This window comes from Paenibacillus sp. FSL F4-0122 (genome assembly GCF_038002845.1).
GTDB lineage: Bacteria > Bacillota > Bacilli > Paenibacillales > Paenibacillaceae > Paenibacillus_AQ > Paenibacillus_AQ odorifer.
The window spans coordinates 6063396-6079068 of the sequence record NZ_JBBODI010000001.1 but is presented as its reverse complement, the minus strand read 5'-3'; the positions used below and the strand labels follow the sequence as shown (position 1 = coordinate 6079068).

Sequence of the window (15673 nt, the reverse complement as noted above, 5' to 3'; positions counted from 1 at the left end):
ATGGACGAAAGAATACAAGAATTACATAAAGAGTATACCGATATTCCCATTCCGGATGAACTTGATATGATTGTAAACCGCTCTATAAAGCAATCACTTAAAGCCAATAGAAAAAAACACACAACAACTAAGTGGGTGGCTAGTGTTGGAGCGGCCGCAGTTATTTTTCTAGTAGCCATAAACACCAGTACAACCGTAGCTAGTGCATTATCTTCCATCCCAGGCGTTGATCGGATAATAAAAGTGCTAACTATTAAAGAATACGTTGTAGAAGAAGAGAACTACGATGCTAATATCAAAGTTCCAGCCGTAACGGATATGGAAAACAAAGAACTGGAGCTTGGATTGAACAGCAAATATTTAAGTGAGAATAAAGCACTATACGAAAAGTTCCAAGCGGAGATTGAAGCGTTGAAGGAACAAGGTGGGGGCCATTTGGGGCTGGATGTAGGTTATGAAGTGAAAACGGATAACGAGCGCATTTTCTCCATTGGCAGATATGTTGAGGAGACCGCTGGTTCATCTTCAATGGAAGTTACTTTTGATACGATAGACAAAGTGAACCAGATCCTTATTACATTGCCAATGCTATTTAAAGATGATCAATACATTGAGCGCATCAGCGAAAATATTAAAGAACAGATGATTGCTCAAATGAAAGCAGACTCTGAGAAAGTTTACTGGATCCCTGAGTATGGCGATGATGTGCCAACGGATCAGTTTACATCCATTACGAAGGATCAAAGCTTTTATATCAATACCGAAGGTAAGCTTGTGATTGTGTTTAATAAATACGATGTCGCACCGGGTTATATGGGCTCCGTTGAATTTGTGATACCAACCGCGGTGCTTGCTGATGATTTGGTCAGTCAGAAGTATATTCAATAAAAGAATTCTGGGAATAACGTCATCTGCGGTCCGAAACTCTGCGCAAAAGTTGATAAATGTGGAACTAGCGTCATCTGAGTCCAAAAGTTTAGCCAAAACTCTTTGTCAAAGCCTTAAACATCGTTTGATGTCATTATTTTACGGGGGACGCAGCAGCTATCGGACTCAGCTGACCCTAAACGCAGCATTATCGCACTTTTGCAATCCTAACGGACCGCATCGTCGCTATTGGCACGAAAAACACTCCCCAAGCACTCTTTTCTAACGAATAGCTGCACTGGGGTCCGAAACTCTGCGCAAAAGCTGATAAAAGCGGAAATAACGTCATCTGGGTCCGAAAGTTTAGACGTAAATAAATCGCTCTACTGCCGCAACGGTAGCATTAATATCCGGGTTAGAATTATCGATCAACGCAATATTTTCAGCCGGGAGCGGCCATGCTACCGTACGGTTGCCAAGAGAAGTGCGGAATTCATTCCAATGCTGGAACTTCCATTCATCTAGTGGTGATTGTCTGTCTTGAATTCGTTCCCGGTACAATTCCTCGTTGGCTAAACCTACCAAGACAACCTTGACTTCAACATCAAGGAGGGAACGTCCGATCCGAACTAACTCATTGCTGATCCAGTCAGGATTGGCCGCCTCTTTGGTGAAGGGACCAACCACAAAAGCATCGACGTCCAAGCCTATATTATCCAGCGCAGCATCCATAGTGATTCGATAACCTAAATCGCGGCATAACCTTTTGTACTCTGCTGAGTCTCTATCTGCCGGATCCAGTCCGTGTAAAGTCATTATGGCGTCGGCAGCAGGCCGTAGCAGAATATCCATATCGAAAAATGGTATTTTGCGCCGCGAAGCAATCGCTTTAGCTAACGTTGTTTTGCCTGCTCCAGCTGGACCAAGAAAAAATACAAGTTTATTCATTTCTAATTCTCCTTAGTTCTCAAGTCAACTCCAAAGTGTATCTATGCATACTATCATATAAAAGATGACGAGCGATCGCCAGCGCAAACCTAATCTCGGCAAGTGACGGTCCACAAAAACTAAAATTGTTCGCAAATTAGCCTGAAAAATGATAATTTTTTGCTTCTCCATTGAGTTTTTAGTTAATCCTGCTTATAATATAGCGAGAAAAATAAGAAAAAGGTGTCCATAAATGAGCATATTAAATGTTGAAGGATTAAGTCATGGCTTTGGGGATCGTGCGATTTTTAAGGATGTTTCATTCCGTCTCCTAAAAGGCGAGCATATCGGATTATTCGGCGCTAACGGCGAAGGAAAATCCACTTTTATGAATATTGTTACAGGCAAACTGCAACCTGATGAGGGTAAAGTCGAATGGTCCAAGCGGGTGCGTGTTGGCTACCTCGATCAGCATGCTGTGTTAACCAAAGGAATGACGATTCAAGACGTACTCAGAAGTGCCTTTCAATACCTGTTTGATCTTGAGCAAGAGATGAATGATATGTACGGCAGAATGGGTGACGTTTCACCTGAAGAGCTGGAAAAGCTGCTTGAAGAAGTAGGTACCATCCAAGATACACTTACAAATCAAGATTTTTACATGATTGATGCGAAAGTACAAGAAACTGCGCGTGGACTAGGGATCACTGACATTGGATTGGATCGTGATGTAGCCGATCTTAGTGGTGGTCAACGTACCAAAATCTTGCTTGCGAAGCTATTGCTTGAAAAACCAGATATTTTGCTCCTCGATGAGCCTACCAACTATCTGGATGAGCAGCATATTGAGTGGCTGAGACGTTATCTTCAAGAGTATGATAATGCCTTTATTCTGATCTCTCACGATATGCCATTCTTGAATAGCGTTATCAACCTGATCTACCATATGGAAAATCAAAAGCTGACCCGTTATGTGGGTGATTATGAGCAATTCCAACAAGTCTACGAAATGAGAAAACAACAGCTTGAATCTGCTTATAATCGTCAAAAGCAAGAAATAGCAGAGCTGAAGGATTTCGTAGCTCGTAATAAAGCCAGCGTGGCAACCCGTAATATGGCGATGTCCAGACAGAAGAAGCTCGACAAGATGGAGATCATCGAGATTGCCAAGGAGAAACCGAAACCACAGTTTAACTTTAAAGAAGGTAAAACTGCGGGCAAGATGATTTTCGAAGCAAAAGAATTGGTTATCGGCTACGATTCTCCATTGTCCAGACCGCTTAATTTGCTGATGGAGCGTGGACAGAAGATCGCGTTGGTTGGGGCAAACGGAATTGGTAAAACAACTTTGCTGCGCAGCATTTTAGGTGAAATCTCTGCATTGTCCGGTTCGGTAGAACGTGGATACCATCAGGAGATTGGCTATTTTGAGCAAGAGATGAAGGAAGGCAATTACAAGACTTGTATTGAGGAAATCTGGGACACGTTCCCGTCTCTGTCACAATTCGAAGTACGTGCTGCCCTTGCTAAATGCGGATTAACTACGAAGCATATTGAGAGTAAGATTGCTGTTCTAAGTGGTGGGGAAAAAGCTAAAGTGCGTCTATGTAAACTCATTAATAGCGAAACTAATATTCTTGTATTGGATGAGCCGACGAACCACTTGGATATCGATGCCAAAGATGAACTGAAACGCGCTCTAAAAGCATACAAAGGAAGCATTCTTATGATTTCTCACGAACCCGATTTTTATCAGGACATCGTAACCGATATCTGGAATTGCGAAGATTGGACGACGAAAGTATTCTAAGTATACGAGTTCAATTAACGAATCTTAAACAGGATACCTTACTTCGATTCTCCGAAGGGTATCCTGTTTTTTTATCCCGAGGCACCATCTGCATTAACTGTGACGATTAAAATTGGCGTCTGAGGCAATGATTCCATCTCTCTGAGAAATCTTGAACAGTAACGCAAAAACACCACTGAGGATGGATAATGTAACTACACAAGGTTACTAGGATACCGATGATCCAGCCTGCAAGATGGGAGACACTTTCAATGCAGATGCCTTTTATAAAATCGACTGATTTATACTTCATCCGTACCTCAAGATAGGCGTAGATGATTACAAATAGCATAAATAGACCACACCAGAGGTAAAAGTATTTTGGCAGATTCCCAGATAACAAATCCGTCAAAAATTGAATGGCTGTCTTCATGATTTCCATAATTAACACAAACAATAGATCACTCCTCAAAACTTTCCGCCGGTAAGCAAACTTTAGGCTTCAAACTTCAGATTCTGCGGTTCCGTCGGAAATTCTTCTGTCCGTGCACGGGAATCAGTGACGGGAACGTCCAGGCCTACTTCTTCAAAGGTGCAGTCATCCAGCCAAATCTTTCCGGATCCGGATAGGAGAATACCTATGTTGATACAATCCGCCTCTGCCGGGATATCCAGCACACAAGCGTAAAAATTCCAGGAAGCAGTTCCTTTAATACTTCTGTACTGCATGTTGTCAAAACCCAGCATATTCTGGAGCTTGTCATCAATACGCATCCATAAGCCGCACCAGTCGCTTACTTCTTCGGTCCGGATAAATCCGGCAAACCGCATCCGTTTCCCAAGATAATTTTTTGCGTCAAACTGCTGCATTAGAGTACCGAATTCGTTCCCTTCGAGTGGTTCAGTTTCTGCGCATTCCAGTGATACAGAGTTCCTTCCCTTATGGTAAATCTGCATATCTAATGATGCCTTATATTTGCTGGGGGATGTTCCGGTGATGAACCAACCTTTAATTTCGGACATGGTAAATTCCTCTCTTTCCTGAATCAATAGTTTTATCTGTGACCTGTATTGGGCTGGGGGGAGAGCATAAAGTCCTTTAAAAGCTCTTGTAAAAGCCTCTTGACTATCAAAACCATAAAGAAGTGCAATATCTAGAATGCGTTCTTCGGAATAGAGCAGCAGTTGGGCAGCAGAACTCAACCTACGGGAACGAATGTATTCAGCTACACTTTTGCCGACATATTTCTGAAAGAGCCGATGGAAATGATATTTGGAGAATCCAGCCTCTTTCGCAATTCTGTCCAGATTCAATTCTTCTTCTTCCAAATGGTTCTCAATAAATTCAATACTATTGTGAATCATCTTGTAATACAGCCTGATCACCTCCTTGTTCTGGTCTTAATATACCTCATTTATTTAAAGGGATTTTGATAATTCTTGCTTAGTTGTACTTCAGTATGTAGAAATTTGCACCTGAATCTAATACTATCAGCAGAATATATAAAAGAAGAGTATTAAAACTATAAAACACAAAAAGGCGAATTCTTACTCATAATGGAGTGAGAATCCGCCAATTCTATTTGGATGCATTCCTACATTAAACCTCAATGATGATTGGAAGGATCATTGGACGCCGTTTCGTTTTCTCGTATAGGAACTTACTTAATGATTCTTTGATGGTCTGCTTGATGATATTCCATTGGCCGAGATCCGTTTCGTTCATCTTTTTAAGGGTCGATGTTACATGCTGGTTGATCTCGTCCATTAAATTATCGGAGTTACGGACATAAACGAATCCCCTGGAAATGGTGTCCGGCTCATTTAATAGACGTCCATCGGTTTGGCTCAGTGTAATCACCGTAATCAGTATGCCGTCTGCTGACAGCTGGCGACGATCGCGAAGCACAACATTTCCAATATCACCGATCCCAAGGCCATCCACTAGAATTTGCCCAGCAGTCACTCGACCGGATTGGCGGACAACACCAGACGATGACTCGACGATGTCCCCATTTTTTAGAATAAAGATATTTTCTGGTTTGACGCCTACCGCCTCCGCTAACAAGCTGTGATGATGCAGCATGCGGTATTCACCATGGATCGGAATAAAGTATTCAGGTTTCATTAGAGTCAGCATTAGCTTAAGTTCCTCTTGGCTACCATGCCCTGAGACGTGAAGCTCACTGCGTGAACCATAGATGACTTTAGCACCCAGCATATATAAATTATCGACAATCCTTGAAACATTTCTTTCATTTCCTGGGATGGGATTGGCTGCGAGCAGAACCGTGTCCCCAGCCTGGATCTCCATCAATCGATGGCTTGAGTTCGCTAAGCGGGAGAGGGCGGCCATGGGCTCTCCTTGACTGCCTGTACATAAAACAGTTACCTGAGCCGGAGGAAGCTTAGCAGCTTCTGCAGGTTCGATCAGCATATTGTCCGGAATGTTTAAGTAACCGAGCTCTTGGGCTACTCCGACTACATTAACCATACTTCTGCCGAGTAAGGTCAATTTACGTTCAGTTAAATGAGAAGCATCAATGATCTGCTGTAGACGATGTACATTTGAGGCGAAGGTAGAAATAAAAATTCTACGTTCTGCTTTTAAAAAGGCTTCTTCTATGTGAGCGCCAACAAGCTTCTCAGAAGGGGTGAAGCCAGGGCGCTCAGCATTGGTGCTTTCTGAAAGCAGGATCTTTACACCCTTTTTACCGATATCGGCCATTTTATGTATATCTGGATACTGCTTGTTGACGGGCGTCATGTCAAATTTGAAGTCTCCCGTATGAACTACGGTACCTTCAGGTGTATCGAATACTACGCCAAGGCAATCTGGAATGCTATGATTTGTATTAAAAAATGTTGTAGTAATGGCACCCAGGGTTAAAGTAGATTCTGAATCAATACAATGGAGTTTCGTTTGTCGTAAAATCCCATGTTCCCTAAGTTTATTTTCGATTAATCCTAGGGTTAATCGGGAAGCATATATCGGGATATTCAACTGTTTAAGCAGGTAAGGAATCCCACCGATATGATCCTCATGTCCATGAGTAACCACCAATGCTTGTACCTTATCAATATTATTTAATAAATACGAAACATCAGGAATAATTAGGTCAATTCCTAAAAGACTTTCATCTGGAAATTTAGAGCCGCAATCAATAACGACAATGTCATCTGCGTATTGCAGGATATACATATTTTTACCGATTTCATGAACCCCGCCTAATGCTGCAATCGAGAGCTGCTTAGCTGCCATTTTCATTGAAGCCCCTCCTAAATAAATTTCTCTATATTATGTTTGATTCCCATTATAATTATCCATTCTGAAGGCTGATACAATATAATAACTGAAGAAAGCTAATCGAAAGATAGGAGAACGTTACTCATGAATATCCGACTATTACAAATGAAAGATAATAGCTCCATTGAAAAGGTCATCAGGGACTGCCTAATTGAGTTTGGCGGGAATCGCGCGGGTCTCGCCTGGGAGGATGACAGCCTGCATCATTTATCAGATTATTATAATCATAGTGAGAATCGGGCTTATTGGGTTGTTGAAGAGGGAGGGGAAGTATTAGGAGGTTGTGGAATTGCTCCTTTCGGGAATGATGACAAAATATGTGAGTTGCAAAAAATGTATTTATCTCAGTCGATTAGAGGTAACGGGATAGCCAAAGAACTTTTAAATACAGCGCTGGACTTTGCTAAGCTTCATTACAACCAATGTTATTTGGAGACACTTCAAAACATGCACGCAGCTAACCGTTTCTATATGAAAAATGGATTTGAGCTTTTGGATGAACCGCTTGCGGGGTCGGAGCATTTTGCTTGTGATGCGTGGTATATTAAAAATTTAATGTAATTGCTTTAAAAATGTTGGAGGCCTGGATTACCAGGCTTTTTTTGATCGAAGGTAATGATTTTTTATTTGACAATAAAACCGTCCAGACGGATTAGTAAATAACAGAGGTGATTATTGTGAACAGTAATTCAAAACGAAGTAGTATTTTATTAGCAGCTTCTATTGTTGTTAAAAATAATGGGGTGGAGAAGCTTACGCTTGAAGCCGTTGCCAAAGAAGCCGGGGTCAGTAAAGGTGGACTGCTGCACCATTTTCCGAATAAGGAAGCATTAATAAAAAGTATGGTGGAAGAGTTAACAAGCGATTTTTTCAGTAATGTTCAAGAAAGAGTAGGTAATGCATCTAGAGAAACGGGGAAGTGGGGACGAGCGTTTGTTCAGGCGATTGACGACGATCTTAAGGAAGAGCAAGAGATTAGCACAGCGCTTTCGGCTGCTCTTTTTACGAATCCGGATATCCTTAAGAAATTTCAAGACCAATACTCAGTATGGCAAAACAATATAGAGAACGATGGAATAGATCCTGTACGTTCCACAATTGTCAGGCTGGCAGCGGACGGTTTATGGTATTCAGAAATGTTCGGATTAGGAGCTTTAGATAAGGATTTACGAGATAAAGTAATTCAAGAATTAATAAACATGACGGAGTAAGGAGGGGCTATTGTTGAATTCATATGTGTTACTGGCAACAGCGATTATCTGCGAGGTATTTGGTAGCTCCATGCTTAAGGTTTCTAACGGGTTTAAAAAGATTTTACCTTCAATAGGAGTTGTACTCGGCATGGGTTCAGCCTTTTATTGTCTTTCTTTAGCGCTTTCAACGATTCCACTAGGGACGGCTTATGCTATTTGGTCGGGGGTAGGTACGGCTTTAACTGCGTTAATTGGAGTCATCATTTATAAAGAAAACTTCAATCTGAAGAAATTACTCGGCCTGATTCTTATCATTGGTGGAGTAGTCATTATGAAACTTTCTGGTGGATCTCATTAGAGCTTGGAGGAAATGTTATGAACAAGAATAAGGGTTTTTGGGTACTAGGGGTAGCTATTATAAGCGAAGTAATAGGTACAACTATGCTGAAAATGTCAGAAGGGTTCACACAAATATTGCCTACTATAGGTGTTATTATTGGTTTTATAATCGCATTTTATAGTTTGTCCATAAGTCTCAGAGTTTTACCTTTAAGCCTAGCTTATGCGATTTGGGCAGGTGTAGGTACAGTTCTAACCGCAATCGTTGGTATCTTAATATGGGGGGATCCATTTAGTGTGCTTACATTTGCAGGCATAGTATTAATAGTTGGAGGTGTGGTTTTATTAAACGCTCCAGATTCAGCTAATGAAAAAGAACTTAAAACCACAAGTTAATCTTCATAATAAACTAGGGCCTGAGAAATCAGGCCTTTATTTGATTGGCATGATGTTAATAGATTCCATATTTAGGGTAGTTTCGCGATATTGGTATCACATATCTTTTCCGTAGAATTACATCTTATAGCTTGATCCTCACTTTCTCTATAATGAGAGTGTCTCACATTGAAAGGAGGATCGGTTGTTATTTAATGTGCTCTGAGATGAATTTGAATGTAAACGCTATCATTTGAGCACTCAGATAGGGCGACACATTAGTGATAATCTACATTAAGAGGAGGATTATAATGCGCAACAAGTATGTCGTATGGTCGCTTGTAGTAACCCTGTTGATTTCAAGTTTATACCTGGCAGCGGGTCCGTTCACATTTGTTAGTGCCTCTGGTGGCGCGAATTTGACGCTGGGCAAAACTGTAACGGCTAGCGGTCAATCACAAACGTATAGTCCAAACAATGTGAAAGACAGCAATCAGGAGACGTATTGGGAAAGCAGCAATAATGCATTTCCGCAATGGATCCAAGTTGATCTCGGTACAGAGACAAGTATTGACCAAATCGTATTGAAGCTGCCAACAGGCTGGGAGACGCGTACGCAAACACTCGCTGTTCAAGGCAGTACAAATGGATCTACATTCACTGACATTGTTGGTTCAGCTGATTATGTGTTCAATCCTTCAGCAGGAGGGAACACCGTTAAGATTGATTTTTCAGCAACCAGCACTCGTTATGTACGCCTGAATGTAACAGGCAATACGGGTTGGCCGGCAGCGCAAGTATCTGAATTCGAAATTTATGGAGCTAGCACACCAACACCGACGCCAACAGCCACACCGACAGCCACACCAAGTCCAACAGACACCCCGACAGCCACACCAACGCCAACAGCCACACCAACGCCAACAGCCACACCGACAGTCATACCAACGCCAACAGCCACACCAACTGTCACACCAACGCCAACAGCCACACCAACTGTCACACCAACGCCAACAGCCATACCGACAGCAACGCCAACGGCTACGCCTGTTGCGGGCAGTAATATCGCGGTTGGCAAATCGATTACCGCATCCTCTAATACGCAATCATTTGTGGCAGCAAATGCTAATGACAACAACACCAACACATACTGGGAAGGTGGCAGTAATCCTAGTTCATTGATACTTGACCTGGGGTCAAACTACAATGTTTCCTCAATCGTTCTAAAGTTAAATCCAACCGCTGCATGGGGAGCACGTACCCAAACGATTCAAGTGCTCGGTCACAATCAAAACACAACGACATTTGGGAATCTGGTGTCAGCACAATCGTATTCGTTTAATCCAGCTTCAGGAAATACAGTAACCATTCCTGTTACCGCAACTGTCAAACGTCTACAGCTTAATATTACTGCCAACTCGGGTGCTCCAGCTGGACAGATCGCCGAATTTGAAGTGTACGGTACTCCAGCTCCGAATCCGGATTTGGTGATTGCTGGCATGTCCTGGTCACCAACGAATCCGGTTGAGTCTAATGCGATTACGCTGAATGCAATCGTAAAGAATATCGGCAATGCCAACTCATCAGCTACTACTGTTAATTTCTATTTGAATAATGAGCTTGTAGGCTCAGCTCCGGTAGGTGTACTAGCAACTGGAGCATCGACAACAGCATCGATGACACTTACCGCAGGAGTTAAGCCTGCCGCAACGTATTCAGTTAGTGCCAAAGTTGATGAAGACAACCTAGTTATCGAACAAAATGAAGCGAATAACAGCTACACGAACCCAGCCTCACTTATTATCGCTCCAGTGTCCAGCTCTGACTTAGTGGGAACTGTTACATGGACGCCAAGTAATCCTGTTGCTAATAACAATGTAACGTTCAATGTAAATCTTAAGAATCAAGGAACCATCACCACTGCAAGTGGTTCACATGGTCTAAGCGTTGTTCTTAAAAACTCTGCGGGTTCCACTATTCAAACCTTTAATGGATCTTATAACGGTGCCTTAGCAGCGGGGGCATCAGTTAATGTTGCGATTCCAGGGACTTGGACAGCGATTAATGGTAACTACACAGTCACCACTACTGTTGAAGTGGATGCTACTGAGATAGCTGCCAAGCAAGCGAATAATGTAAGTGTTTCTAATCTCGTTGTCTATGCTGCGCGTGGTGCAAGCATGCCGTATAGTCGATATGATACCGAGGATGCTACTCTCGGGGGTGGCGCGACATTGAAATCGGCGCCAACCTTTGATCAAGCATTAATCGCTTCTGAAGCTTCTGGCCAGCGTTATATAGCTCTTCCTTCGAATGGTTCGAACTTAGAGTGGACGGTCAGACAGGGTCAAGGCGGCGCAGGTGTAACGATGAGATTTACAATGCCTGACTCTGCAGATGGGATGGGATTGAATGGTTCACTGGATGTGTATGTGAATGGAGCGAAAGTAAAAACAGTTTCCTTAACCTCATACTACAGCTGGCAGTATTTCTCAGGTGATATGCCTGGCGATACACCTAGTGCAGGACGTCCACTATTCCGTTTTGATGAAGTTCACTGGAAGATGGATACACCCCTCCAACCTGGGGACAAGATTCGAATCCAGAAGAACAATGGAGATAGCTTGGAATATGGTGTGGATTTCATTGAAATTGAATCTGTTCCAACAGCAATTGCCCGCCCAGCTAACTCCGTATCTGTAACAGATTACGGTGCTGTGGCAAACGACGGACAAGATGATCTGGCAGCTTTTAAAGCTACTGTAAATGCAGCCGTGGCAAGCGGAAAGTCTATTTATATTCCAGCAGGAACCTTTAATCTTAGCAGTATGTGGGAGATTGGTTCTGCTAGTAATATGATCAATAACCTCACTATTACTGGTGCTGGTCTCTGGCACACCAATATTCAGTTCACCAATCCTAATGCTGCGGGCGGTGGTATTTCACTCCGTATTTCAGGTAGGCTAGATTTCAGTAATGTATATATGAATTCTAATTTGCGCTCACGTTATGGGCAAAATGCAATTTACAAAGGTTTTATGGATAACTTTGGAACCAACTCTATTATCCATGATGTCTGGGTAGAGCATTTTGAATGCGGAATGTGGGTAGGCGACTACGCTCATACACCTGCGATTTATGCTAACGGGCTGGTAGTTGAAAACAGTCGGATTCGGAACAATCTTGCAGACGGCATCAACTTCTCGCAAGGTACTAGCAATTCAATTGTACGCAATAGCAGTGTGCGAAATAATGGTGACGATGGTCTTGCAGTATGGACCAGTAACACAAATGGTGCACCTGCTGGTGTGAATAATACCTTCTCGTATAACACCATTGAGAATAACTGGCGTGCGGCAGCGATTGCTTTCTTTGGAGGAAGTGGTCATAAGGCTGATCATAACTATATCATTGATACAGTTGGTGGTTCCGGCATACGTATGAATACCGTTTTTCCAGGTTATCATTTCCAGAATAATACGGGTGTAGTTTTCTCAGACACAACCATTATTAACAGTGGCACGAGTAAAGATCTTTATGGGGGTGAACGTGGCGCAATTGATCTTGAAGCATCAAATGATGCTATCAAGAACGTTACATTTAACAACATAGACATCATTAATACCCAGCGTGATGCGATTCAATTTGGATATGGTGGTGGATTCGAGAACATCGTGTTCAACAACATCAATATTAACGGTACAGGACTTGATGGAATAACAACTTCACGGTTCTCAGGTCCACATAAAGGTGCAGCTATTTACACCTATACAGGCAATGGTGCGGCAACCTTTAATAACCTGACAACTTCTAACATTGCTTATCCGAATCTGAATTATATTCAGAGCGGTTTTAATCTAACGATTCATTAATTTTATGTACGAGGTTGAGGGAGAAGCTCTTAGGAGCTTTTCCCTTTTTAGCTTGTAACGAGCTAATATCTCTAATTTGCAAGAAGGATAATGACTACATGAACAAGAAATTAATGTAAGGGAATTTAAACTATTAAATTTTGAAAATCTTTTGCAGATGTGTTGATTTCATCATCATGTTCGTCATAGCAGATGCGTCGGATCTCAAAGGACCTCCTGATTTTGTTAAACAACTTACTGCGCTTATTCAGGCAAACCATTTAATTACTTAAAGGGAGAGATGAAAAATGAATCAGGAAGTAATCGATTTTATTGAAGCGCTAAAAGAATCATGGCAGGTGGAGTTGTCCACCTCACTACGTGAGGTTGTTCATCTGGCTATACCGGATGTGCAGGAACGTATTCAGTATAAGAAACCTCATTTTTTGAAAAATGGAAAATACGCTGCGGCCATCTCGATATCAAAAGACGCAGTCAGCTTTGTAATCTTTAATACAACCGAGCTAACGCTTCCAGAGGGAGCATTTGAGGGACCACCTGAAAGGAAAACCTTAAAGCTTCGAAAAGGAGACACATTTAATTCTGCACAGTTGGTCTCTTTAGTTGCTCAAGCTTCAGCATCTCTTTGATCCATACTTATATTAAATGGACGATATCTCAAAGTCATTTGACTTCATGGGATATCGTCCTTTTTTGATGATTATACAGTTTTAGTTACTAGTTGTAGTGCTGAGATAATGAATCTGCTCTTCCAGGATGGTACTTGCTTTGCCTAAAAATGTTGTTATCAACTCAAGCTCCTGCTCAGTAAAGGAAGACGCCAGTTTAACCATCTTAGTGTGCAAAGGAAGGTAGGCATTTCCAACCTCGTTATTCTCATATAAAGGGACAATGATCACCTTACGACGGTCATTTGGGTCATGTTCTCTGCGAACAAAGCCGTTTTTTTCAAGTCGATCAACTAATGTGGTAATGCTGCCTGTAGTAAGTCCAGTTAATTTAGATAGCTCGCCGGCGGTGATAGGACCTTTTTCATGAAGGATATCTATAGATAGAAAATCGTTATTGTATAACCCCAAAGAAGTTGCTACTTTTTGCTGATACAAAACCGTTCGGCTGCCTAGGCCCCGCATGCGTAAAGTTAAGTCTTCCTGCTGAATTGTAACTTGATTGTGTCGATCTCTTGACAAAAGAGGACCCTCCTTTTAAAATGTTTATATCTTGATTGTCAAGATAATTAATAAACAAGATGCTTGATGAACATCTAATTAATTGTCTTGATTTTATCGAATTATTCACTAATTTGCAAAGGATATAACATCACGTGGTTTGGAATGAAGCCTGTGCACAATCCTTTAACAATTAGAGTAGAACTAAACATTTGGGAAAAGTGGAGGAGAAAAAGGAGCATGGAAAAGAAAAATAAAGTTGGGGTTATTATAGTAGCTCTATTGTTGGCCACCCTTATGGCATCAATGGATAATACTATACTTGCAACCGCAATGGGAACCATTGTAGGTGACCTTGGCGGTTTTGACAAATTGATGTGGGTTACGTCCGCTTATATGATAGCTGAGATGGCGGGTATGCCGATTTTCGGTAAATTATCGGATATGTATGGACGTAAGCGATTTTTTATTTTCGGTATTATTGTCTTTATGATTGGTTCAGCTTTATGTGGTACGGCAAATTCTATTGTCCAGCTTAGTATTTATCGGGCAATTCAGGGTATTGGTGGAGGGGCACTCGTTCCTATTGCATTCACGATTATGTTCGATGTAGTGGCCCCAGAAAAACGGGGGAAAATCGGGGGGTTATTCGGTGCTGCCTATGGTATTTCCAGTATTTTTGGTCCCCTTATTGGCGCTTATATAGCGGATTATATTCATTGGTCTTGGGTCTTTTATATCAATTTACCCATTGGTGTTATTGCATTCTTTATGATCGCTTTCTTCTACAAAGAATCTGTTGAGCATTCCAAAGAGAAAATTGATTATCTTGGGGCTTTTACACTTGTAGCTTCAATCCTTTGTCTCATGTTTGCGATTGAGCTCGGGGGTAAGAAATATGCTTGGGACTCGACAATGATTCTGGGATTGTTTATGGCTTTTGTTGTGTTTTTAATTGGTTTTATTGTTATCGAACGTCGTGCAGAAGAGCCTATCATTACCTTTGGCATGTTCAAGAATCGTCTCTATTCTACGAGTAATGTTATGGCGATATTTAGCGGAGCGGCATTTATTACAGCCTCGGTGTACATTCCAATTTATATTCAAGGGGTTCTTGGCGGGTCTGCCACAAATTCGGGGCTTGTTCTACTTCCGATGATGATTGGTTCTGTTATTACTGCTGCTGGCGGAGGATTCATGCTCTCTAAATTTAATTATCGCACGATCATGATTTCTACGTTAGTACTCCTTGTTGCAGGTATTGCTCTGCTTACCACACTAACACCAGACTCCTCCCGGTTTATGGTCACTATTTTTATGTTTCTGGTGGGTCTTGGCATAGGTTCATCATTTTCTGTTCTAAGCAATGCAGCGATTCATGGATTTACAGCAAGACAACGGGGTTCTGCAAGTTCGACACTTAGCTTCACACGGGAGCTGGGAATGACACTTGGTATTACGGTATTTGGTATTATTCAAAGTCACATTTTTTCGAATAAATTAACTTCCATGTTCAGTAAAGGAGGCGCGGCACCAGAAGGTGTTAATCTAAGTGATCCAAGTACAATTTTGACTCCCGACACACGGGCCAAAATTCCCTCTGAGGTTCTTGATAAAATCACCGAAGGATTATCTTCTTCTCTTGTTCATACCTTTGCTTGGGCGATTATTCCATCAGTTATAGCTCTAATGGCAGCATTTGTGATGAGCAGGGAGAAGTTTGATCCTGCTTCTGAGCTGGAAGAATTTACGGCATCGCATTAAGGAAATAAAAGATAAAATAAAAGCCTAAGTCCTTTGTTAATAAAGGCTTGGGCTTTTTTGATAAGAAGCTC

Annotated in this window: 14 protein-coding genes; 9 read left to right on the top strand and 5 right to left on the bottom strand. The window is 41.8% G+C overall.

The genetic code is table 11. From position 1 onward, the window contains the following. The gene (locus tag MHH49_RS26500) at positions 1-888 is read left to right on the top strand and encodes a DUF3298 and DUF4163 domain-containing protein (RefSeq protein ID WP_340890869.1); all 888 of its coding nucleotides are present in this window, start codon (positions 1-3) and stop codon (positions 886-888) included. Between the two features lie 342 nt (positions 889-1230). On the opposite strand, the gene MHH49_RS26495 is transcribed toward MHH49_RS26500, so the two are convergent. Further along, positions 1231-1815 (bottom strand): AAA family ATPase, encoded by a 585-nt coding sequence (locus tag MHH49_RS26495; protein WP_076105648.1) that lies wholly within the window; start codon positions 1813-1815, stop codon positions 1231-1233. A gap of 232 nt (positions 1816-2047) precedes the next feature. Between MHH49_RS26495 and MHH49_RS26490 the strand changes: the two genes are divergently transcribed. Next, positions 2048-3604, top strand: a complete 1557-nt coding sequence (locus MHH49_RS26490; protein WP_036677991.1) for an ABC-F family ATP-binding cassette domain-containing protein — start codon at positions 2048-2050, stop codon at positions 3602-3604. Positions 3605-3710: 106 nt separating this feature from the next. Here the strand turns inward: MHH49_RS26490 and MHH49_RS26485 are convergent, their stop codons facing one another. The 3 genes from MHH49_RS26485 to MHH49_RS26475 all read right to left on the bottom strand — a co-directional run bounded on the left by MHH49_RS26485 (position 3711) and on the right by MHH49_RS26475 (position 6851). After that, positions 3711-4034 (bottom strand): DUF5823 family protein, encoded by a 324-nt coding sequence (locus MHH49_RS26485; RefSeq protein ID WP_235219403.1) that lies wholly within the window; start codon positions 4032-4034, stop codon positions 3711-3713. Between the two features lie 44 nt (positions 4035-4078). Further along, on the bottom strand, positions 4079-4948 hold the full coding sequence (locus MHH49_RS26480; protein WP_076099285.1) for a helix-turn-helix transcriptional regulator: 870 nt from the start codon (positions 4946-4948) through the stop codon (positions 4079-4081). Between the two features lie 235 nt (positions 4949-5183). Beyond that, positions 5184-6851 (bottom strand): ribonuclease J, encoded by a 1668-nt coding sequence (locus tag MHH49_RS26475; RefSeq protein WP_235219401.1) that lies wholly within the window; start codon positions 6849-6851, stop codon positions 5184-5186. Positions 6852-6974: 123 nt separating this feature from the next. Here MHH49_RS26475 and MHH49_RS26470 point away from each other — a divergent pair, with 123 nt between their 5' ends. The 6 genes from MHH49_RS26470 (at position 6975) to MHH49_RS26445 (ending at position 13298) form a co-directional block, all read left to right on the top strand. After that, entirely contained in the window at positions 6975-7451 is a 477-nt protein-coding gene (locus MHH49_RS26470) for a GNAT family N-acetyltransferase (RefSeq protein ID WP_076144197.1), read from the top strand. Positions 7452-7567: 116 nt separating this feature from the next. Then, the gene (locus MHH49_RS26465; protein ID WP_111504005.1) at positions 7568-8101 is read left to right on the top strand and encodes a TetR/AcrR family transcriptional regulator; all 534 of its coding nucleotides are present in this window, start codon (positions 7568-7570) and stop codon (positions 8099-8101) included. 13 nt (positions 8102-8114) lie between these two features. After that, positions 8115-8441, top strand: coding sequence for a DMT family transporter (locus MHH49_RS26460; protein WP_036677974.1), 327 nt, complete (start codon positions 8115-8117; stop codon positions 8439-8441). Positions 8442-8458: 17 nt separating this feature from the next. Further along, positions 8459-8818, top strand: coding sequence for a DMT family transporter (locus MHH49_RS26455; RefSeq protein ID WP_341138658.1), 360 nt, complete (start codon positions 8459-8461; stop codon positions 8816-8818). A gap of 290 nt (positions 8819-9108) precedes the next feature. After that, complete coding sequence (locus MHH49_RS26450) at positions 9109-12669, top strand: discoidin domain-containing protein (RefSeq protein WP_341138657.1); 3561 nt, start codon at positions 9109-9111, stop codon at positions 12667-12669. Between the two features lie 287 nt (positions 12670-12956). Further along, a complete protein-coding gene (locus tag MHH49_RS26445) occupies positions 12957-13298 on the top strand; it encodes a DUF1801 domain-containing protein (protein ID WP_076144192.1) in 342 nt (113 codons plus the stop codon). 81 nt (positions 13299-13379) lie between these two features. On the opposite strand, the gene MHH49_RS26440 is transcribed toward MHH49_RS26445, so the two are convergent. Beyond that, entirely contained in the window at positions 13380-13802 is a 423-nt protein-coding gene (locus MHH49_RS26440) for a MarR family winged helix-turn-helix transcriptional regulator (protein WP_172628892.1), read from the bottom strand. A 276-nt stretch (positions 13803-14078) separates the two neighbouring features. Between MHH49_RS26440 and MHH49_RS26435 the strand changes: the two genes are divergently transcribed. After that, positions 14079-15602, top strand: coding sequence for an MDR family MFS transporter (locus MHH49_RS26435; RefSeq protein ID WP_076222572.1), 1524 nt, complete (start codon positions 14079-14081; stop codon positions 15600-15602). The last annotated feature ends 71 nt before the right edge of the window (positions 15603-15673 follow it).